A 20,657-nucleotide genomic window follows, 5' to 3' on the forward strand; every position below is an offset into this window, starting at 1 on the left:
CTGTCAGTTATCAAGAGGTTACTTACGACCAATTATCAACCTTTAGAAACAAAAAAAGGTCCCGCAGGACCTTTTTTGAATCAAGCTAACATCTATTCAGATGCGGCCTTTTTCTCATTGCTGTCGTAAATCAAGATAGGTTTTGATTCACCGCGAATTACCGTTTCATCAATAACCACTTTGCTTACGTCTTCCATTGAAGGAAGATCGTACATGGTATCAAGCAAAACCGCTTCAACAATTGAGCGAAGGCCTCGAGCACCGGTCTTGCGATCCATTGCTTTTTTAGCAATAGCGTTAAGTGCATCGTCACGGAACTCAAGTTCAACGTCTTCCATAGAGAACAACGCACCATACTGTTTGGTGATTGCATTCTTAGGTTCACGTAAAATTTGAATTAGCGCCTCTTCATTCAACTCTTCAAGGCTGGTAACCACAGGAAGACGACCGATGAATTCTGGAATTAACCCGTATTTCACCAAGTCTTCAGGTTCAACCTGTTTGAACAGTTCACTAATTTGCTTACTGTTGTCTTTAGACTTAACCGTAGCACCAAAACCAATACCGGTGTCTTTCTGAGCACGCTGCTCGATAACTTTATCGAGGCCCGCAAATGCACCACCACAGATAAACAGTATTTTAGAAGTATCAACTTGCAAAAACTCTTGCTGAGGATGCTTACGCCCACCTTGCGGAGGAACCGACGCAACTGTGCCTTCAATCAGCTTAAGAAGCGCCTGCTGAACACCTTCACCCGAGACATCGCGAGTAATTGATGGATTGTCAGACTTACGAGAGATTTTGTCGATTTCGTCAATATAAACAATACCGCGCTGCGCTTTTTCAACGTCGTAATCACACTTCTGAAGTAGTTTTTGAATAATATTCTCAACATCTTCACCCACGTAGCCCGCTTCCGTCAGCGTGGTTGCGTCAGCCATTGTGAACGGCACGTCAAGTAAACGTGCAAGTGTTTCTGCTAATAGTGTTTTACCACTACCGGTAGGGCCAATTAACAGAATGTTACTTTTGCCTAATTCTACGCCTTCGTGAACATCGCCATTGCGCAAACGCTTGTAGTGGTTATAAACCGCTACTGATAACACCTTCTTTGCATGTTCTTGGCCGATAACGTAATCGTCAAGATGCGCATGAATTTCAGTTGGTTTAGGTAAAGCGTCCTGCTTTTGCTTAGGCGCGATTTCCTTAATTTCTTCGCGAATGATATCGTTACATAACTCAACACACTCGTCGCAAATAAATACCGACGGGCCTGCTATTAACTTTCTTACTTCGTGTTGGCTTTTGCCACAAAACGAACAGTACAGTAGCTTGTTATCACCGTCACCGCTTTGCTTATCACTCATTACTTTTGCCTCTGCCTTACCCGAGCCGAAAACCAAATTCGTGCTATGCACTGGCTCGGGTCATCTATAACTATACTACTTAGTTCCGGCTACGTCAGATCGATTTGCTAAAACTTGGTCAACTAGGCCGTAATCTTTTGCCTCGGTTGCACTTAAAAAGTTATCACGGTCTGTGTCGCGCGCGACTTTTTCATAGTCTTGACCGGTATGGTCTGCCATTAGGCGATTCAACTTCTCTTTAATAGACAGAATTTCTTTCGCATGTATTTCAAAATCAGACGCCTGACCTTGGAAGCCACCAAGAGGTTGGTGAATCATAACGCGCGAGTTAGGTAGACAATAACGCTTACCTTTTGCTCCTGCAGAGAGTAGAAATGCGCCCATGCTCGCAGCTTGGCCCATACACACTGTGCTCACGTCTGGCTTGATAAATCTCATTGTGTCATAGATTGCCATACCAGCAGTCACAGACCCGCCCGGCGAGTTGATGTATAGGAAAATATCTTTCTCTGGGTTTTCAGCTTCTAAGAACAACATTTGAGCAACGATGAGGTTGGCCATGTGATCTTCAACTTGCCCTACTAAGAAAATTACGTTTTCTTTTAAAAGACGAGAGTAAATGTCGTATGAGCGCTCACCTTTTGAGGTTTGCTCAACAACCATAGGAACAAGTGCATTCATTGGGTCAAACGGGGTATTAGTCATAGCTACCTTGATTATCTAGCGTTAAAAACAAAAATGCTCGGAAGGCTCCGAGCATTTAAGCAGTTGCTGACAAGTAATGTCAATCAGACAGTAAAAAATTACGCCTGTTTGTTCATAACCTCGTCAAAAGCTTTAGTTACTTCTGTAACTTTTGCTTGCTCAAGAACCCACTCAATAGCTTGTTCTTCTAGTGCAACGTTCTGCATTTGCTGCATAAGCTCTTGGTTGTTGTTGTAGTAATCAACAACTTCCTGCGGATCTTCATACGCAGAAGCTGCAGTTTCGATCATCTCGTTAACTTTAGCTTCGTCTGCTTTAAGTTCGTTCTGCTTGATCACTTCACCTAGAAGAAGACCAATAGATACGCGACGTTTAGCGTTGTCAGTAAACAATTCAGCAGGTAGGTCTGGAAGGTTCTGACCACCGCCTTGTTGGCTGAAACGTTGTTTGGCTTGCTCGCGAAGTGCGTTCACTTCTTGATCGATAAGCGCTTGAGGAATATCAATCTCGTTAGCTTCAACAAGTTTAGAGATAACGTCTTCTTTAACTTGTGCTTTAAGCGTTTGGTCTAGCTCACGCTGCATGTTCTTACGAACTTCAGCTTTAAGTGCGTCAACGCCGCCTTCTTCAACACCGAAAAGTTTCGCAAACTCTTCGTCAACTTTTGGAAGGTCTAGACCTTCTACTTTCTTAACGGTAGTTTGGAAAACAGCGTCTTTACCTTTTAGGTTTTCAGCGTGGTAATCTTCTGGGAAAGTCACTTCGATAGTTACTTCTTCACCTGCTTTTGCGCCAACTAGTGGCTTCTCGAAACCAGGGATCATACGGTCTTTGCCAAGCTCTAGTGCGAAATCTTCTGCTTTTCCGCCTTCGAACTCTTCACCGTCGATAGAGCCAACGAAGTCGATAATAACTTTGTCGTCTTTCTTCGCTTTACGCTTAACTTCTTTCCAAGATGCGTGCTGCTTCTGAAGGGTTTCCATCATGTTATCAAGATCTTTGTCAGTAATTTCTACTACTGGCTTTTCGATTTCGATATCGCTAACACCTTTCACTTCTACTTCTGGGTAAACTTCGAAAGATGCTACAAATTCTAGGTCCTGACCGTCTTCGTCTTTGGTCAGTTCAAACTTTGGCATACCAGCAGGCTGAATTTTTTCTTGAATGACTGCTTGGTAGAAGTTTTGCTGCATAACATCGCCAGCAACTTCTTGGCGAACTGCCTGGCCGAAACGCTTTTTGATTACGCTTACAGGAACTTTACCTGGACGGAAGCCGTTGATGCGCTGTGTTTTTGCCAACTGCTGTAGGCGTGACTTAACTGCTGAATCAACCGTGTCAGATGGAACGGTGATAGTAAGACGGCGTTCTAAACCCTGGGTCGTCTCGACTGAAACTTGCATTATGTTACCTCAACTATACGCCTCTATAGGCGTTTTGTTCTCAATCCCCTCTCCCGTCATGCATTAATTGCATATCACTCCGGGGTAGAAGGTCGTTATTCGACGTTTATAAAATCAAAGTTAGGACACAAAATCGTGCCACAAAGCCAACCTGAAACAAACGTACTGGTTAAAAAAAGACGCGGTAGTATACAGCCGCACACCATAAGAGTCGAGAGGGAAACACAAGTTTGTAACAACCAATCGAACGCATTTTAAACAAATTGCGAAACTAGTAAGAAAAATAGATTGAAAAACGACTTTGAATAACGGCTTGGGACGCTATTTGAAGAGGAGAAGAGAAAAAATAAGAAATAATGGTCGGTGAGACAGGATTTGAACCTGCGACCCCTTGTACCCAAAACAAGTGCGCTACCAAGCTGCGCCACTCACCGATATAGATATCTCTTTATAGACTCTTGAAGTGTCTCAAGGATATGGTGCGGAAGGAGAGACTTGAACTCTCACGCCGTGAAGCACTGGAACCTAAATCCAGCGTGTCTACCAATTCCACCACTTCCGCGAAAAAGTGGGGTGGACGATGGGACTTGAACCCACGACAACCGGAATCACAATCCGGGGCTCTACCAACTGAGCTACGCCCACCACAGTAATCCTGTGTTTGTCTACGTGTGAATTGATAAACACGTAAACACCTATCGAACTGTCAGGATCTTGCTTTACTGCTCGATAGTGTAGTTTGACTTTTATTCAGCACTCTTTGATTTACTCGCTGAGCTATTGATTTTTGCTAAGTCAAATAAACATAAATGGTCGGTGAGACAGGATTTGAACCTGCGACCCCTTGTACCCAAAACAAGTGCGCTACCAAGCTGCGCCACTCACCGACAGGAATGCTTAATTTAAGCTTTTAAAAAAGCTTGAAAATATGGTGCGGAAGGAGAGACTTGAACTCTCACGCCGTGAAGCACTGGAACCTAAATCCAGCGTGTCTACCAATTCCACCACTTCCGCTAAAAGTGGGGTGGACGATGGGACTTGAACCCACGACAACCGGAATCACAATCCGGGGCTCTACCAACTGAGCTACGCCCACCATAGGGTGTGTTGCAGTCTACAAAACTTATACTAGCAGTGTAGATACAAAAATTCAGCCTTACTATCAGGACCTACCTGACTCGCATGGCGCGCCCGGCAGGATTCGAACCTGCGACCCACGGCTTAGAAGGCCGTTGCTCTATCCAGCTGAGCTACGGGCGCTTGGCGAATCTTCGCTGCAAAAAGTGGTCGGTGAGACAGGATTTGAACCTGCGACCCCTTGTACCCAAAACAAGTGCGCTACCAAGCTGCGCCACTCACCGACTGTCGTATCGACTAAGAAGACTAAGCCTCTGTGCCGTTACGGGGTGCGAATATTACTGACATCCCCCCACCTCGTCAAACACTTTTTTAAATAAAATCACCAACCGCTCACAAAGCACTCATTATCATGTTTTTTTGTACAATCCCGCTTCTATTTCGCTACTTTTAACCACGCTAAGCAACCCATAAACGAGTTTGCCAGGTTGATAATACGGGAAAGTTATTCGTTCAACACGGACCGGACAACCAAGCTTAAAGGAAAGGGCTTTATTTATTTTCACGTAAACTACTTTTTGACGTTGTTAGTCTCTCGTTATTTCTTTCATGTAGGGCGGTTACTCAGTTACACACGCTGTATGGTTAACTTCAACTTATTCAAGGTTCGGTTACGACCAATAACTACTATCTAATAATTGCTAGAGTATTCCCCCTGTTTTATGAAACAATATAGGGCACTTGTTGACCACCCAACCATATAAGAATCGTACAAGACTATGACCGCCCATCTTATTGACGGCAAATTAATTGCCAAGCAAGTTCGCCAACACGTAACATCCTATGTTGAATCACTTACTCAGGCAGGTAAAAGACAGCCTGGTCTTGCCGTTGTCCTCGTAGGCAGTGATGCCGCTTCTCAAGTTTATGTTTCAAATAAGCGTAAAGCCTGTGAAGAAGTAGGATTCGTTTCTCGCTCTTTCGACCTTCCTTCCGACACTACGGAAGAAACCTTGCTTAACTTAGTGGACGAGCTAAACGAAGATAAAGAGATAGACGGTATTCTAGTGCAACTTCCACTACCGGCCGGTCTCAACGCGGAAAAAGTACTAGAGCGTATTCACCCGCATAAAGATGTCGATGGTTTCCACCCCTATAACATTGGTCGTCTTGCACAGCGTATTCCTGCGCTACGCCCTTGTACGCCAAAAGGCATCATGACCATGATTGAGTCTACTAAACGCCCTGTTAAGGGTTTAGATGCGGTTATTGTGGGTGCGTCGAATATTGTGGGCCGCCCTATGAGTCTTGAATTATTGTTGGCCGGCTGTACTGTTACTACCTGCCACAAGTTTACCCAAGACCTTAAAAGCCATGTTCAGCGTGCAGACTTACTCGTTGTAGCTGTCGGTAAACCTAACTTTATACCTGGCGACTGGGTTAAGCCTGGGGCGATTGTGATTGACGTGGGCATTAATCGTCTTAATGATGGCTCATTAATAGGCGATGTTGATTTTGAAAAAGCCAAAGAGCGTGCAGGCTGGATAACACCTGTACCTGGCGGTGTTGGCCCTATGACAGTGGCAAGTTTGATAGAAAACACGCTTGAGGCGTACGTTAAGTTTCATTCTTAAAGCACTAGGGCTTAATCAAATTTTAAAGGCAGAAATTAAATTTCTGCCTTTTTGCTTTACACTCCCCTCTCATTGAATGAAGACCTAAATTGAATAACTTCTCTATGGCAGAACCAACATCTCCGTTGTGCGAACAACACGTAATTGATGCAACGCTTAAGTGGGTTGATGATATTGTGATCAAACACAATTTTTGTCCCTTTGCACGCTATGTAAGAACGCCAAATCAAATTCGCTGTAAAGTAATAGCGGGGGATGCAGGGGACGTTATTCAATCTCTGTACGATGAACTTCACCATTTGGAAGAGAATGAGAGCACCGCTACCACGCTAATTGCACTGACACACCCGAGCCTTGCTGACTTTGAAGAGTACCTCGATGTGCTAGCTATTGGCGATAATATGTTGCATGACTGGGGATACAGTGGCACCTATCAACTCGCGAGCTTTCACCCTGACTATGTGTTTGACGGTAGCGATTTTAACGATGCTGAAAATTACACGAATCGTTCCCCCTACCCGCTCTTGCATTTAATCCGCGAAGCTGACATTACTCGTTATATGAAGAAAGAAGAGGACGCGGAAAAGATATTCAGTCATAACATTGATAAGGCGCGGGCACTAGGCTGCCCTTATTTTAAGAATGCATTGGAAACAATGAAAAAAGATAAGCCTGCGCAGTAAAACACAAGTGTTTTTATTTGCTCTGCTATGCACACAAGTTTTGTAAACTGGAGCTAGAAAAAGTCCTAGTGCAATAACTGTTCAGGCCCAAAATGCTGGATTAATCCAGGGAACCCAAATAAACATCCCATTCGTGAACCGAAAAAATGCTGTATTTGGTTCAAGTTTTCACTTGCACTGTTACATTACCAGTTAAGTATGAGAGTAATATGACAGCAAGAATCATTTTCAATTAGGTTAAAGCAGACCCGTGACTCCCCCAACTTCATTTACTGTATCGACAATCGCAACTATCGCTACGCCTTTCAAACAAAAGTTTGCCATCCCAAGGCAACCTAACTTAGCAAAAGCTCATGGGGTAATTGCGTTTGAAGAAGGGTTTAACGATATCCACATGCTAAAGGGGATAGAAAGTTATAGTCATCTGTGGCTGCTTTTTATCTTTCATCAGAATATTGAGCGCGGTTGGAAAAATACAGTAAAGGCGCCTCGGCTAGGCGGCAATGCCACTATGGGTGTATTAGCGACTCGCAGCACGCATCGGCCGAACAGCATTGGTATGTCTGTCGTGAGAAATAAGGGACTAGTGCACGATAACGGCAAAACGCATTTACTTGTAGAAGGCGTGGATTTAGTAGACGGAACGCCGCTTATCGATATCAAACCTTACATTAGTTATGCAGATAGTGTTCAAAACGCAAGCGACAAGCTTGACGACATTAGCCCTATTCCCCAGCGCCATGTCGAATTTTTAGATACGCTCAGGCCAACGCTTTCTGAAATAGACAAGAAATACAGCGACTTTACCTCTTTAGTTAAGGCGGTACTGGCGCAAGACCCACGTCCAGCGTATAAACAAAAGTTGGATGATGACGAAAAAACCTATCGCGTTACCCTTTACGATATAGATGTTGGCTTTAAAGTAACAAACAGTGTGGTATGGGTAACTGAGCTCGTTCATTTAGGATAATTACACTTTTAGTGTCAACAGTCTGTGGCGAAATGGCTCGCAGTTAATTAGAATACCGCCAAAACGTGTGATGCCCATTCTTTGGTTAAAGCATTTAGCAACAATTCCACAAATTGCATAATGTGTACAACTTATTGCAGAAGGCCAGAACACAAACAGTCTTAATACATTGAAAACAGGATACCTGCTTTACATGCGCACTAGTCAATATTTGCTTGCCACGCAGAAAGAAACACCTGCTGATGCAGAGGTTATCAGCCACCAGCTTATGCTGAGAGCTGGTATGATCAGAAAGCTTGCCTCAGGTCTTTACACATGGCTGCCGTCAGGTCTTCGTGTACTGAATAAAGTAGCCAATATTGTTCGTGAAGAAATGAACAAAGCAGGCGCTATTGAAGTGCTAATGCCTGTTGTACAGCCGGCTGACCTTTGGGAAGAGTCAGGACGCTGGGAAGAATATGGCCCAGAACTGCTTCGCGTAAAAGACCGCCACCAGCGCGACTTCGTATTGGGCCCAACTCACGAAGAAGTGATAACTGCCCTTGTACGCAATGAAATTAGTAGCTACAAACAATTACCACTGAACCTTTATCAAATTCAGACCAAATTCCGCGACGAAGTACGTCCTCGTTTCGGCATTATGCGCGGTCGTGAATTTACCATGAAAGATGCGTACAGCTTCCATTTAGAAGATAGCTGTTTAGAAGAAACGTATCAAAAAATGTACGATGCTTACTGCAATATATTCTCGCGTATGGGCCTAGACTTCAGGGCGGTAATTGCTGATTCAGGCTCAATCGGTGGGAATCATTCTCATGAGTTTCACGTGCTAGCTGACTCTGGTGAAGACGCCATTGCATTCTCATCAGACAGCGACTACGCGGCTAACGTTGAAATGGCCGCCGCTGTGGCGCCAGAAAAAGCGCAAGCAACCGGTGCAGCGGTAGAAACTAAAGATGCCAAAGGCAAAGACTTCGAAAAAATACTCAAAAGTATAGATGCCGATTTAACCAATGCTGTAAAAGTTGTTGTGGTAAAAGCGGCGAACGCTGCGGATGACAAAGGCGAAGAAGTACACGCAGACAACTGGGTTGCATTAGTGCTGCGCGCCGACCACGAATTAAATGATATTAAAGCAGAGAAAATTGAAGGTGTTGCTACCCCGCTGGTTGAAGCGTCATTCGACAAAGCGAAAGAAGTGCTTGGTGTAGTACCCTATTTTGCAGACGCAACTAACCTTCCAATCCCAACTTACGTGGATGCTAGTGCTGCAGCCCTAGCAGATTTTACAACAGGCGCTGGCGCTGGCGGTAAAATGAACATCAACGTAAATTGGTCTGATGATATTACTGGTATAGATATTCGCAATGTCGTCGCTGGCGATGCGGCTCCAGACGGTAAAGGCACACTTGATATCAAGCGCGGTATTGAAGTGGGTCATATCTTCCAACTTGGTAGCAAATATTCAGAAGCCATGAATTGCGGTGTGCTAAGCGAGACTGGTAAACACCAAACCCTTACTATGGGTTGTTACGGAATTGGAGTGTCTCGAATTGTTGCAGCAGCTATCGAACAAAACCACGATAAATTCGGCATAAAGTGGCCAGATCCTATTGCGCCGTTTAAAATTGCATTAATACCTATGAATATGCATAAGTCTCACCGCATAAAAGAAGCAGCAGAAGCGCTTTACGAAGAGCTAATTGCCCTTGGCGTAGAAGTGTTATTTGACGATAGAAAAGAACGCCCAGGTGTTATGTTCAATGATATGGAATTAATTGGCATACCTCACAGCATTGTCATTGGTGAAAGAAACCTAGATAATCAACAGGTTGAATATAAGAATAGAAACACTGGCGAGAAACAGTTATTAGATCTTAGCGCAGCAAAAGACTTTGTAGCCGCTCTCTAAAACTTGAACTTGCCCATTTGATAAGTAGATGAGGGCGTATGCGGTTAACATTTTATGGCGTAAGAGGATCAATTCCCACTCCAGGGGCAGCTTACGTTCGTTATGGTGGCAACACCGCATGCGTTCACATTGAGCTCGAGGATGGTACAGATATCATTCTCGACTCAGGCACAGGCATCCGTTTGCTTGGCGATCGCCTGATTAAGAAAACAACGCCAATTCACCTTTTGTTAAGTCACAACCACTGGGACCATATTCAAGGTTTTCCCTTTTTTGCGCCCATTTACCAAGAGTCACGTGAAATAAACATTTATCCAGGCCTTACACAGCTCAACGAGCCAGATCAAATCTTGAAGCAAATGGAAGGGTCATTGTTCCCCGTTCCGAAAAGTGCGTTAAAATCATCCATAAGCCTTATTGAGTTTCCTGTAACAGAGAATACATTTACCATCGGAAGTGCAACTATTACCCGCTTAGCTATGAATCACCCAGGTAGCGGTAGTGCATATTGTATTGAGGCCGACGGTGCCAAAATTGCTTATATCACCGATAACGAGCTCTACCCCCCTTATAAAAAAGAAACAGATTTTCTAGATTTTGCTAAGTTCGCTGATAATGCAGACTTGCTTATTCACGACGCACAGTACATGTCATCTGACATGCCGGCAAAAAATGGTTGGGGTCATTCCGTTGCAGAGGAAGCGGTAAAACTGGCTATGGCCAGTCATGTAAAACAATTAGCGTTATATAGTCATGATCCAGAACGTACTGATGACGATATAGATGATGTCGTAACCCACTGTAATGACTATGTCACAGTGGCAGAGTCTACTTTACACGTATTTGCATCTTCAGAAGGCCAAACGCTGGACTTCAGTTAAGCATAATAACAACCCCTTGCAACGGAGAATTAAAGGTGTCTGTTTTAAAGCCTTTTATAATATTGGCAGCGTTTGCTGCCTGCACGTCAGTATGCGCTCAAGAATCACAAGAAGCGGTAAGCGAACAACCGTCATCTATCGAGAACAGCGAACAGGAAAGCGTTGTTGAAAAGGCAGATGAGCAGCGGCCTCAAGAAGAAAGCGGTATTGAAGTTATTGACATCATTAAACGTGATACGACTACAGAGAGCGCATTAGACAACCGCTTAGAAGGTGATAAAGAAGCACTGGATAACGTTTTTGCTATTACCCAACATAGACAAAACTATTTACTTCCTATTACTTACGTTTCTAACCCTAATACATTCGGTAATGAAGAATTAACGGAAGAAAACATAGATAATAAAGAAGCTAAGTTTCAGGTAAGTGCCAAGCTACCACTATACCTAGAAGATACTGGTTTCGACGGCTTATACTTCGGCTTTACGGTAACTTCTTTCTGGCAGCTTTATAATAGTGAAGCGTCGAAGCCCTTTCGTGAAACCAATTACGAGCCAGAAGTTTTCTGGCAAGAAACTGCTGACTATTCGGTACTTGGTTACAAATTTAATACTTTCCAGGTCGGTTTCAATCATATGTCGAACGGCCAAAGCGGTTTGCGCTCTCGCAGTTGGAACCGCCTTTTCGCATCTATAGTATTCAGTGACAACGACGATATTTACTACTTTAAGACTTGGTATCGTATTCCTGAAGATGAAAAAGCAGACCCGCTTGACCCGACAGGAGACGATAACCCAGACATTCAGGATTACTACGGCCGAATGGAATTTGGTTACGGCAGAAAAATTGGTGCTTTCAAGGTACTGGCGTTACTGAGAAACAATCTGGATTTTGACGAAAACAGAGGCAGTATTCAGTTAGATTTCACCTACCCTATATCTGATCGTTATGAATTGCTGCTTCAGTACTTTAATGGCTACGGCGACTCGCTTATTGACTACAACCGCTCACAAGAGCGCATTGGCCTTGGTTTTCAGCTGCACTTTTTGTAAAACAGATATTCATGCTTAATAAATAAGCGCGCTGCAAACACCCCGTTTGAGCGCGTTTTTTTAAACTGCTACTCGCCTCAGCTAATCAATTATACCTGCCGCCCGATAAAGCTGAATATGCACATCCACCAGCGCGGTAATATCCCTTTGATATCCACCACCTATGACCGCTGCAATTGGAACACCTAAACGGTCAGCGAGGGCAAATACTGCCTTGTCTCTTTCATAAACACCTTGGGTAGATACATGTAAGTGGCCTAGATCGTCGTTTACATGTACATCAACGCCTGCGTCATAGATGATGGCATCGGGTTGAAACTGTCTCATCACCATGGTTAGCGCTTGTTCTAGCGTGGTTAAATACTCGTCGTCTTCGGTGCCCTTATCGAGCCCTATATCAATATCGGAACGCTGTTTTCTGTGCGGAAAGTTTTTCTCGCCGTGAATGGATAAGGTGAATATATCCCGATTGTTTTCGGCAAGTTTAGCGGTACCATCCCCCTGATGTACGTCTAAATCGACAATAAGCACATTTTCAACTGACGGGGCTTGCTGCATGGTTTTCGCTGCCAAATACAAGTCGTTGAACAAACAAAACCCTGAGCCAAAGTCAGCGAAGGCGTGATGATAGCCGCCAGTCAAATTCAAGGCTTTCCCATGCTCTAGCGCGAGTTTGGCTGTTAAACAGGTACCAGCAACAGCTGTGCGGGTACGCTCAATCAACTGTTGCGACCACGGAAATCCTATGCGGCGCATGGCTTTTTTATCTAGTGCGCCGGTAGTGAGTGCACTAACATAGTCCGAGTCGTAATAGGCCGTAAGAAAGGATAAATCTATAGGTGACGGGGTAATAAAACGCGCTTTATCGACACCGCGTTTTACAAGTTCATCTCGAATACCCACATATTTTTCGATAGGAAAGCGGTGTCGCTCGGGAAGGTCTAATTGGCTATAAATAGGGTGAAATACGAGTGGTGTAGTCATTATTATCAGTACTAGTTTATGGGCGCATGAAATCGGTAACAGAAAAAATAAAAGGAGCGCGATTTATTTATGCACTCCTTTGTTTGTTTTCACGTTATACCAACCCGAATAGATAATTGCTCGCTGAGTAGGTTGTTATCTTTGCGTTCTAGTACTAATACTGACAAAGCACAGTTAGCGGGTCAAACTGTTCACCACCTTTTCAACGTTTTCTGACATACTTTTCATTGAACGAGACATGTCATCACGCTGCGCAAGTTGATGGTATTTTTCAGATGATGTCACCACGTTGCTAATTATTGTTTCTACTTGCTGAAGTACAGCCTCTTGCTCGTCCGCCGCTTCGTTTAGCGCAACAACTACGCTCGCGGTTTCTTGAATATCTCTCACCACATTATTGAGGGTTTCGAGTGCCGTAGCTGCCTCTGCCGCGTTGGTATCAGATAGCTGCTTGCCAGAGGACATAGCAGCAACTGCACCTTTTGCTTCCGCTTCAAAGCTGCTCAAAATATCGTTTATTTCTTTGGTCGACTGCTGCGTTTTAGCTGCTAGTGCCCGAACTTCATCGGCCACTACCGCAAAACCACGGCCATGCTCTCCTGCCCTAGCCGCTTCAATTGCTGCATTTAACGCTAACAGATTGGTTTGATCGGCAATTTCATTAATGACGTTCACCACTTTTAGAATATTGGTACTGCGGCTTTGCAGTTCTGACACGATATTACTTGATTCCGTTACCGTTTTAGCTAGCTGCTTAAAGCCTGCATTAGCGCTTTCGAACGTGGCATAGCAACTCGCCACGTTCTTTTCAGAGTTATTCGTAGCAACAGCAACCTGGTCAGTAATGGCCACTAAATTTTGTACAATCTCTTTCAGTTTATCTGTGCTGCTATCAAGCGAGCGCGATGCATCGCGCTGTCCATTTGCTCCCTCCATAATAGACTGGCTGACGTTACCAAGGGTGCCAAACGCCTTTTCCATTTCTCGCTCTGCCTGTTGAAGCTGTGCAACCGAATCTTTTAACTTATATTGCAAAGCTCGTGCGGAATCAGCCAACATACCCAGTTCGTGCTCACTTGTGTAAGTTAATTCATAGTCATAGCGGCTATTAGCTAAGTTCGATATACACGCAGCAACAGCCTTCGTTGGCTTGATAACTTGAGAGCGCAAGCGAGCAATAACATACACAACTGAAAGTACTGACAATGCAATAGCTGCCAAAAGAATTATCCAAAGCATAGTGCGCGTATTGGCTTTAAGCTCAGCTATTGCGTTTGCAGAATCTGCTGCAATTTCTGATGCAATGCTTGATAAAAGCTTAGCGGGCTCCCTATCAATACCGCGCACAAAGCTATCGCCAACTTTAGGGTCAAAACCTGAGTTAACAAATGCGTTGTAGCCTTCTCGGTATTTTTCGGCCATGACAGCGTGCGCTTTTTGAAACTGCCTGATATCGGACTTCACGCTATCACTCACCACATCGCTTGATAGCATCATGTCGAACTGCCGAGTAATATCAGCTTCACGCTGTTTAAATCGCTCCCAGTACTTTTCTCTATCTTCTTTTTTATGGCCACGCAGCAATACATTTTTCCATTCTTGGACTTGGGTTTTGAATGCACCAAGCGTGGAATTAACGTCACGCTCCGACTGAACTAGTGTGTTTTCTAACTCATCGAATGAATTAAGTAACGAGAAAGACTTTAGAATTGAGGCACCGTTTAATAGTACAAGAATGAAAAAGCTGGCGAGAACAGGCGTCATCACCAAACGGCTGATGCTTGTGTAATTGAACACGGCTTAACCTTTAGTATAAATTTAAAGAGGACGTAGCCATTAGATGATATTTTTATGACGATAAGGTTACACCTTTGGTATTAATCAACATACCAATATATACAAAAACATACACTCGCGAGTGCAAGTCCGAAGTGCACCACTCACTAAATTGGGCCGCTCTGCGTATTTTATTAAGGACGACTTCAGGAGTTTTATAACCAAGGCACTTCATCGGTCTCATTAATGGGGAAGTGGACAGAAGCATTGACTCTTTTCAGGTGTTTTCCAATTTCTCGATAACTGAAACCATCGCGTAAGTAGGCCTCTATTTGTTATCTTTGTCCTTCGATGAACTACTTGTAACTTATGGCAATACTTTTATTAGTTTGGCTACCATAGAATACAATCAACAGGCAATTGATCGCCTCATCACCGTTTAACCATGAGTGGTGCACTTATTATCTTAATTTGCGTAAGAACGATTTTCGCGAAATACATCAGGTTCATAGCTATTACAGATAATTAAAGGCCGAATATATGACAGCGACACTGTCCCTGTTATCTAGATGATAAACCTTGCAATACAGGAGAAGAGCATATATGAATTCTGGTGTGATTATGAAAGCAATTAATTTATTTTACCTCGTTTTGGAAAAACCCAAAAATTTAACAAAACAAAAGTTACTACAGGTGTGAAAAACACTATTCCTACTAATGCATACATAGGGTCTATTAAAATTACCTCATCAACCATAAAGACAAATGATGCATTTAAAACTAATCCAATTAGACTTGAACTTATAAATTTCGTAAATGATCCAAAGCTTGCTTCATTTTCCCTACCTGTGAACGTCCAATTCATTTGAAAATAATACGAAAAAAGTACAGCAACCAAGTAACCCGCCAAATTCGAAAATTGTGCTTCAATATTAAAAGAATACACACCTAAAGCATATACAAATGCATGGATTACTGTAGACATTAAACCAACAGATGCGAATTTTGACAGAGTTCCAACATCTCTAATTTTCATCAGAATCAAAACCAACCTTATCCATCACCAAGTATATTGGTCTCTTTTTGGATTCAATAAAAATCCTAGCCAAATATTCACCAATCACGCCAAGACATAAAAGAATTAGACCACTCATGAAGAGGAGTACAACCATTAAAGAGGCATAGCCAGGTGTATCGATTCCTAGAATGAGTGTCTTAAATATAAGATATATACCAAAAACGAAGGCCCCAAGCGCAACAGTTGCGCCTATATAGGACCATATTTTTAGTGGTAACGAAGTAAAAGAAATTATACCTTCAAGTGCTAATTTATATAACTTCCAATAGTTCCATTTTGTTTCACCAGCGGCTCTTGGTGCACGGACATAATCTACCACAGTCTCTTTAAAACCCAGACTCGCCAGTAATCCCTTCATAAAACGGGACTTTTCTCTATATTGCGACAGTGCAAAAACTACCTTTTTATCCATCAAACGAAAATCACCAACATTCGATGGAATATGGACATCTGAAACTTTATCAATTAACTTGTAGAACAAGCTTGATGTGCAACGTTTGAGAAACGAATCTGAACTTCTATCAACTCGCCTTGCCAAGACAACATCAAAACCTTCTTTCCATTTTTCGATTAGTTGAGGAATAATTTCTATCGGATCTTGTAAGTCACAATCTATAGGGATCGCTGCATCACCCGATACATGGTCTAAGCCAGCAGTAAGAGCAATTTCCTTTCCATAATTCTTCGACAAATTTACAATTTTAACTCGCGAATTCTTTTCTGATATTACTTTTAAAGACTCGTAAGTACTGTCAATACTGCCGTCGTTAACACAGATCACCTCGTAGTCATAATCAATGCGAGAGAAACACACCTCAACTGCATTAAAAAACATATCGATTACTTCAGACTCATTGTACATTGGAGCAACAAGAGAAATTTTTTCATTTACACTCATTAAAACCATCCGTAACTTTTGATTTTTTAAGATAAAGAACGTCTTCATTAAATTTAATAAAGCTAATATAGTGTTCGTCAATAAAGTTGGCTAACTTAAGATTGAATAACTCAGGGAGTGAAATATTTTCACTATTGATAATAAAGTCAGGCATATTTTTGTGTAAATCTCTTAGCAAAACACTAGCGATATAATGTTCAGCATCTCTTGAATCTCTTAAATTAACCGTGGTCGTGAAACGTGAAGCTGAGGGTAAATCCAGTTGGTTATAATAAAGCGGCTTATATGGCACAACATACATATAACTATTGGAACTAGATAAATATTCTATACATTGAACTATCGTATTTACTTCTCTTGATGGAATTTCATGAGACATTAATGCGGGAAAAACCGACCACTTGAAGTCTTTTAACGCTTGAAGACTTATTAGATACATTGAAGAAAAGAGAAAAAAAACTGATATTAGACGTAAATTTTTATTAAAAATAACATATCCTACGAGTGCAGATATAGATGCAAATGACAGCATAAAATAATGACCGTACAACCTCCCTCCTGCCACCACTCCCAAAACGTCGCTGAGTGCCCAACCGAAAATCAGAATAAACGTCGTTGTGTTTTCTCTAGCATTGCTACTTCTCCTGAACATCAGAATCAATGAGAAAGTAAATCCATAGACCAAAAACCAAACCATTAGTTTGGTAACTTCAACTCTTTCTTCTAATGTGACAAGAAATTCTGAGATACTCGATATGGAATTTACAGAATATTGAAATGGATAATAAAAAGAAACTCTTACTAATTCATAAAAATCTTCATGGGTAAAAAAAATGGCTATCCAGAAGCTTACAAAACCGACAAGAAAAACCAAAACAGAAAGCATTATTCCTTTTTTCCGCTTAAAAAATATAATCTCTATAAAAATATAAATCGGAATCACAAGGATAAGTGAAGCTCCGTTTAACTTGAAAAATGTGGAGATTGCTACACAAAAACCGGAAAAAAATCGAGAGCTTATTACAGTGAAATTTGTAAATAAGAATATTGACAAAACCATAAAAAAAACAACATATAATTCGGTTAGGTTACCTCCTTCATTATATTGGTGTAATGCAGATAGCATTGAAAAAAAATACACAGAGCAGTATGCACAAATTGTATTTGTACCGGATAACACTATTTTAAATAATAAGATCGATGTTATTATCAGTAGGAAAAACTCTGTTACTGCGTGGGGAGCAAAAGAATGCGGCGAAATGTAGTTTAAAGCTGCGTTTACGTAGAAAATTCCGGGAGGCTTAATGTCCCAAATATCTTTATAGATTTTATCGCCATTTAGCAGTCTTTCGCCGAAGTAGTCAAATAGCTGAGCGTCCGCATGCCCAGTGTTAACATAAGTATTCATTCTACCTATAGCAATAATCAGTGTAATTCCCAAGTAAAGAATGAACTTTGTGCGCTTTAAGTTTAATAAAGAACTAATATCTTGATTGAAATGTTCCTTAGCTATATTCATCGATTTCCACAATTTTTTAGTACAAAACAGCTTACAAACTGCTATTTTATTAGGCTATTCATAAAAGCAGAAGATCATTGAAATTTTATTAGAACGCCCACTTGACTTCTTCCAATGTTGCAAGAATAAACATGCTGTTTTGAACATTTGGTTTACGTTAATATATCCGGCTTCATTGTGAAGTTTTTGACTTCGAGCTTAGACGGCATTCGTTCTTATCATCCTTATCGTTAACAATACATACGCCCTATTGTTTTTCGGTATGTAGTTTTACTTGGTTGTCATTACACTATTATTTATTCTCCGATCCTTCAGTGTTTTTGGTTCTTTTTCTTCAAACCTCCATCACCGAATTTAAGCCTTTATGTTCAATAACTGATAGGGTGATTAAGAACCATGAAATTCAATTATTGGCATAGTTACCATTTCGATTCAAGCTTAACTTCTATTTTAGAATGTGCCTCCGCCTTCGTCATGACAATAGCGGAAGCAAGCGTTGATAGTCGTTTGTTTGTTAGTAATGGTAGCGTTTTTGATACCAGCTTTTTCACTGCAACGTATGAACGTATAGTCCTGCAAACTGCGTCTGTCCACACTATTTAAGCGATTACCAGCACACAGCAACAGATTTAAATGCTTTAAGTGACGACTTATAAGGTAGTGCCTGCCTTTACTAAGTAACCCAAATTCAAGATGTCGTTGCATATGCTCTAAGCAAAGCTCAACAATGTCGACAACTATAATAGAGCACACTTTTTTACCAGAATTAACCATGGACGTTATATCAGCCCATTTGCTCTTTGCACGAGCAATGAAACTTTGTAGCTTATTAGTGCGCAAGCTTTCACGATAATAAGAGCCTTCGCCACGTATATGAATACAAAACAGCCACACGTCTTTGATTTGCTTGGTTCTGAGAACTATTGCTTCGCCATCTGGGATATCGTGGCGTTCAATTATACCAATAGGATTGGATTTACGAGATTTAGCCATGCACTGCCTTTGGTACCTTTTGATGCGCAATAGCCAGCATAATTTGTTAATATGCAGTTTTGTAAAAAGTACAAAGCCTTGTATCACAAGGCTTTCAAGGTTTGACAGCTACAATTAATAAATTAAAAGCTTATATGCTTGGTGATTTATTCCCACTCAATTGTAGCAGGTGGCTTACCAGAAATGTCGTATACTACGCGGCTAATGCCGTCAATTTCATTGATAATGCGATTCGACACTTTACCTAGGAAGTCGTATGGCAAATGTGCCCAGTGAGCCGTCATAAAGTCGATAGTCTCAACTGCACGAAGGCTTACTACCCAGTCGTATTTGCGCGCATCACCCATTACGCCTACTGAGCGCACTGGAAGGAATACGGTAAACGCTTGGCTTACTTTTTGGTATAGGTCAGCTGCATATAGCTCTTCAATAAAGATAGCGTCAGCACGACGCAGTAAGTCGCAATATTCTTTCTTAATTTCACCCAGTACACGAACACCTAAGCCCGGACCAGGGAATGGATGACGGTAAAGCATGTCGTACGGTAAACCTAGCTCTAGGCCGATTTTGCGTACTTCGTCTTTAAAGAGTTCACGCAGTGGCTCAACAAGACCTAGCTCCATATCTTCCGGAAGGCCGCCAACGTTATGGTGCGACTTAATTACGTGCGCCTTACCGGTTGCTGAACCGGCTGACTCAATCACGTCTGGGTAGATAGTCCCCTGAGCTAGCCATTTAGCGTTCTCGAGCTTGCTCGCCTCTTCATCAAATACACGAACAAATTCATTACCGATAGCTTTACGCTTAAGCTCAGGGTCTTCAATGCCTTTCAAGCGGTCAAGGAAACGGCCTTCAGCATCGACACGGATAATGTTTAGGCCAAAATGGTCACCAAACATTTCCATAACCTGATCAGCTTCATTTAAACGAAGCAGGCCATTGTCCACAAACACACAAGTAAGTTTGTCACCTATCGCGCGGTGAAGCAGCATTGCTGTTACTGAAGAATCTACGCCGCCTGAAAGGCCAAGGATGACTTCTTCATCACCCACTTTCTCTTTTATACGCTCAATGGCATCGTCAATAATGGCGCCAGCTGTCCACAGTTTTTCACACTTACAGATGTCCATCACAAAGTGAGTTAATAAACGCATTCCTTGGCGAGTGTGAGTCACTTCAGGGTGAAACTGAACGCCATAGAATTGCTTCTCTGCGTTATACATTGCAGCATGTGGGCATGAAGCAGTTTGCGCGATGGTTTCAAAACCTTCAGGAATAGCAGCCACTTTATCGCCGTGGCTCATCCATACGTCAAGCAGCGCAGCACCGTTATCACCTATAGCATCTTCAATTTTATCTAGCAGCGGGCTTGGCTTAATCACTTCTACTTGTGCATAACCAAATTCACGCTTGTCAGAACCCAGTACGCCACCACCTAGCTGTTGTGCCATGGTTTGCATGCCATAGCACACGCCTAGCACTGGCACGCCGGCTTCAAATACGTACTCTGGCGCACGTGGTGAGCCTTCTTCGGTTACTGACTCTGGGCCACCTGACAGAATAATCCCTTGTGGATTAAACTCGCGGATTTGCTCTTCAGTTACATCCCAAGCCCAAAGCTCACAGTAAACGCCAATTTCGCGAACACGACGTGCTATCAACTGCGTGTATTGCGAGCCAAAATCCAAAATAAGTATGCGTTGGTCGTGGATATTTGTGGTCATG

The 20,657-nt window shown here is 42.4% G+C and carries 16 protein-coding genes and 8 tRNA genes; 6 read left to right on the forward strand and 18 right to left on the reverse strand.

The window, feature by feature from the left end; all coding sequences use genetic code 11:
• Nucleotides 1-92: 92 nt before the first annotated feature.
• The 11 genes from clpX to ACXAER_RS03910 all read right to left on the reverse strand — a co-directional run bounded on the left by clpX (nucleotide 93) and on the right by ACXAER_RS03910 (nucleotide 4,836).
• Nucleotides 93-1,367 (reverse strand): ATP-dependent protease ATP-binding subunit ClpX, encoded by a 1,275-nt coding sequence (clpX, locus tag ACXAER_RS03860; RefSeq protein ID WP_118493314.1) that lies wholly within the window; start codon nucleotides 1,365-1,367, stop codon nucleotides 93-95.
• A 75-nt stretch (nucleotides 1,368-1,442) separates the two neighbouring features.
• Nucleotides 1,443-2,072 carry an ATP-dependent Clp endopeptidase proteolytic subunit ClpP gene (clpP, locus tag ACXAER_RS03865; protein WP_118493312.1) on the reverse strand — a complete coding sequence of 210 codons (630 nt, stop codon included), beginning with the start codon at nucleotides 2,070-2,072 and terminating at the stop codon, nucleotides 1,443-1,445.
• 98 nt (nucleotides 2,073-2,170) lie between these two features.
• A complete protein-coding gene (tig, locus tag ACXAER_RS03870) occupies nucleotides 2,171-3,475 on the reverse strand; it encodes a trigger factor (protein WP_474826728.1) in 1,305 nt (434 codons plus the stop codon).
• A 357-nt stretch (nucleotides 3,476-3,832) separates the two neighbouring features.
• A tRNA-Pro gene (locus tag ACXAER_RS03875) sits at nucleotides 3,833-3,909 on the reverse strand.
• A gap of 43 nt (nucleotides 3,910-3,952) precedes the next feature.
• Nucleotides 3,953-4,037 (reverse strand) — tRNA-Leu (locus ACXAER_RS03880).
• 7 nt (nucleotides 4,038-4,044) lie between these two features.
• Nucleotides 4,045-4,120 (reverse strand) — tRNA-His (locus tag ACXAER_RS03885).
• Between the two features lie 165 nt (nucleotides 4,121-4,285).
• Nucleotides 4,286-4,362 (reverse strand) — tRNA-Pro (locus tag ACXAER_RS03890).
• Nucleotides 4,363-4,404: 42 nt separating this feature from the next.
• Nucleotides 4,405-4,489 (reverse strand) — tRNA-Leu (locus tag ACXAER_RS03895).
• 6 nt (nucleotides 4,490-4,495) lie between these two features.
• Nucleotides 4,496-4,571 (reverse strand) — tRNA-His (locus ACXAER_RS03900).
• A gap of 87 nt (nucleotides 4,572-4,658) precedes the next feature.
• Nucleotides 4,659-4,735: transfer RNA gene (locus ACXAER_RS03905), tRNA-Arg, on the reverse strand.
• Between the two features lie 24 nt (nucleotides 4,736-4,759).
• A tRNA-Pro gene (locus tag ACXAER_RS03910) sits at nucleotides 4,760-4,836 on the reverse strand.
• A 495-nt stretch (nucleotides 4,837-5,331) separates the two neighbouring features.
• On the opposite strand from ACXAER_RS03910, the gene folD reads away from it, so the two are divergent.
• The 6 genes from folD (at nucleotide 5,332) to ACXAER_RS03940 (ending at nucleotide 11,684) form a co-directional block, all read left to right on the forward strand.
• Nucleotides 5,332-6,186, forward strand: a complete 855-nt coding sequence (gene folD, locus ACXAER_RS03915; RefSeq protein WP_118493308.1) for a bifunctional methylenetetrahydrofolate dehydrogenase/methenyltetrahydrofolate cyclohydrolase FolD — start codon at nucleotides 5,332-5,334, stop codon at nucleotides 6,184-6,186.
• A gap of 104 nt (nucleotides 6,187-6,290) precedes the next feature.
• Nucleotides 6,291-6,869, forward strand: a complete 579-nt coding sequence (locus ACXAER_RS03920; RefSeq protein WP_474826730.1) for a DUF1415 domain-containing protein — start codon at nucleotides 6,291-6,293, stop codon at nucleotides 6,867-6,869.
• Nucleotides 6,870-7,119: 250 nt separating this feature from the next.
• The gene (gene tsaA, locus ACXAER_RS03925; protein WP_474826732.1) at nucleotides 7,120-7,839 is read left to right on the forward strand and encodes a tRNA (N6-threonylcarbamoyladenosine(37)-N6)-methyltransferase TrmO; all 720 of its coding nucleotides are present in this window, start codon (nucleotides 7,120-7,122) and stop codon (nucleotides 7,837-7,839) included.
• 193 nt (nucleotides 7,840-8,032) lie between these two features.
• Entirely contained in the window at nucleotides 8,033-9,751 is a 1,719-nt protein-coding gene (locus ACXAER_RS03930; RefSeq protein WP_474826735.1) for a proline--tRNA ligase, read from the forward strand.
• A 38-nt stretch (nucleotides 9,752-9,789) separates the two neighbouring features.
• Complete coding sequence (locus ACXAER_RS03935) at nucleotides 9,790-10,632, forward strand: MBL fold metallo-hydrolase (RefSeq protein WP_474826737.1); 843 nt, start codon at nucleotides 9,790-9,792, stop codon at nucleotides 10,630-10,632.
• A gap of 35 nt (nucleotides 10,633-10,667) precedes the next feature.
• Nucleotides 10,668-11,684, forward strand: a complete 1,017-nt coding sequence (locus tag ACXAER_RS03940) for a phospholipase A (protein WP_474826739.1) — start codon at nucleotides 10,668-10,670, stop codon at nucleotides 11,682-11,684.
• A gap of 81 nt (nucleotides 11,685-11,765) precedes the next feature.
• Here ACXAER_RS03940 and ACXAER_RS03945 read toward each other — a convergent pair whose 3' ends face one another.
• The 7 genes from ACXAER_RS03945 to guaA all read right to left on the reverse strand — a co-directional run bounded on the left by ACXAER_RS03945 (nucleotide 11,766) and on the right by guaA (nucleotide 20,656).
• On the reverse strand, nucleotides 11,766-12,668 hold the full coding sequence (locus ACXAER_RS03945; RefSeq protein ID WP_474826741.1) for a histone deacetylase family protein: 903 nt from the start codon (nucleotides 12,666-12,668) through the stop codon (nucleotides 11,766-11,768).
• A gap of 174 nt (nucleotides 12,669-12,842) precedes the next feature.
• Nucleotides 12,843-14,465 (reverse strand): methyl-accepting chemotaxis protein, encoded by a 1,623-nt coding sequence (locus ACXAER_RS03950; protein WP_474826744.1) that lies wholly within the window; start codon nucleotides 14,463-14,465, stop codon nucleotides 12,843-12,845.
• Nucleotides 14,466-15,075: 610 nt separating this feature from the next.
• Complete coding sequence (locus tag ACXAER_RS03955; protein WP_474826746.1) at nucleotides 15,076-15,480, reverse strand: GtrA family protein; 405 nt, start codon at nucleotides 15,478-15,480, stop codon at nucleotides 15,076-15,078.
• A complete protein-coding gene (locus ACXAER_RS03960; protein WP_474826748.1) occupies nucleotides 15,470-16,420 on the reverse strand; it encodes a glycosyltransferase family 2 protein in 951 nt (316 codons plus the stop codon). The genes ACXAER_RS03955 and ACXAER_RS03960 overlap by 11 nt, the downstream gene beginning before the upstream one ends.
• On the reverse strand, nucleotides 16,407-17,939 hold the full coding sequence (locus ACXAER_RS03965; RefSeq protein WP_474826750.1) for a hypothetical protein: 1,533 nt from the start codon (nucleotides 17,937-17,939) through the stop codon (nucleotides 16,407-16,409). The genes ACXAER_RS03960 and ACXAER_RS03965 overlap by 14 nt, the downstream gene beginning before the upstream one ends.
• A gap of 450 nt (nucleotides 17,940-18,389) precedes the next feature.
• A complete protein-coding gene (locus tag ACXAER_RS03970; RefSeq protein ID WP_474826752.1) occupies nucleotides 18,390-18,932 on the reverse strand; it encodes a hypothetical protein in 543 nt (180 codons plus the stop codon).
• Nucleotides 18,933-19,078: 146 nt separating this feature from the next.
• Nucleotides 19,079-20,656: a glutamine-hydrolyzing GMP synthase gene (guaA, locus tag ACXAER_RS03975; protein WP_474826754.1), complete on the reverse strand. Its 1,578-nt coding sequence runs from the start codon at nucleotides 20,654-20,656 to the stop codon at nucleotides 19,079-19,081.
• Nucleotide 20,657 lies beyond the last annotated feature (1 nt).

The organism is Alteromonas sp. AWJ4_199, from assembly GCF_056159165.1.

Coding starts and splice junctions, on each gene's coding strand:
- ACXAER_RS03930 (WP_474826735.1), top strand. CDS start 8,033: ATGCGCACTAGTCAATATTTGCTTGCCACGCAGAAAGAAACACCTGCT.
- clpP (WP_118493312.1), bottom strand. CDS start 2,072: ATGACTAATACCCCGTTTGACCCAATGAATGCACTTGTTCCTATGGTT.
- clpX (WP_118493314.1), bottom strand. CDS start 1,367: ATGAGTGATAAGCAAAGCGGTGACGGTGATAACAAGCTACTGTACTGT.
- tig (WP_474826728.1), bottom strand. CDS start 3,475: ATGCAAGTTTCAGTCGAGACGACCCAGGGTTTAGAACGCCGTCTTACT.
- ACXAER_RS03970 (WP_474826752.1), bottom strand. CDS start 18,932: ATGGCTAAATCTCGTAAATCCAATCCTATTGGTATAATTGAACGCCAC.
- ACXAER_RS03960 (WP_474826748.1), bottom strand. CDS start 16,420: ATGAGTGTAAATGAAAAAATTTCTCTTGTTGCTCCAATGTACAATGAG.
- ACXAER_RS03945 (WP_474826741.1), bottom strand. CDS start 12,668: ATGACTACACCACTCGTATTTCACCCTATTTATAGCCAATTAGACCTT.
- ACXAER_RS03955 (WP_474826746.1), bottom strand. CDS start 15,480: ATGAAAATTAGAGATGTTGGAACTCTGTCAAAATTCGCATCTGTTGGT.
- ACXAER_RS03920 (WP_474826730.1), top strand. CDS start 6,291: ATGGCAGAACCAACATCTCCGTTGTGCGAACAACACGTAATTGATGCA.
- guaA (WP_474826754.1), bottom strand. CDS start 20,656: ATGACCACAAATATCCACGACCAACGCATACTTATTTTGGATTTTGGC.
- ACXAER_RS03935 (WP_474826737.1), top strand. CDS start 9,790: ATGCGGTTAACATTTTATGGCGTAAGAGGATCAATTCCCACTCCAGGG.
- ACXAER_RS03965 (WP_474826750.1), bottom strand. CDS start 17,939: ATGAATATAGCTAAGGAACATTTCAATCAAGATATTAGTTCTTTATTA.
- folD (WP_118493308.1), top strand. CDS start 5,332: ATGACCGCCCATCTTATTGACGGCAAATTAATTGCCAAGCAAGTTCGC.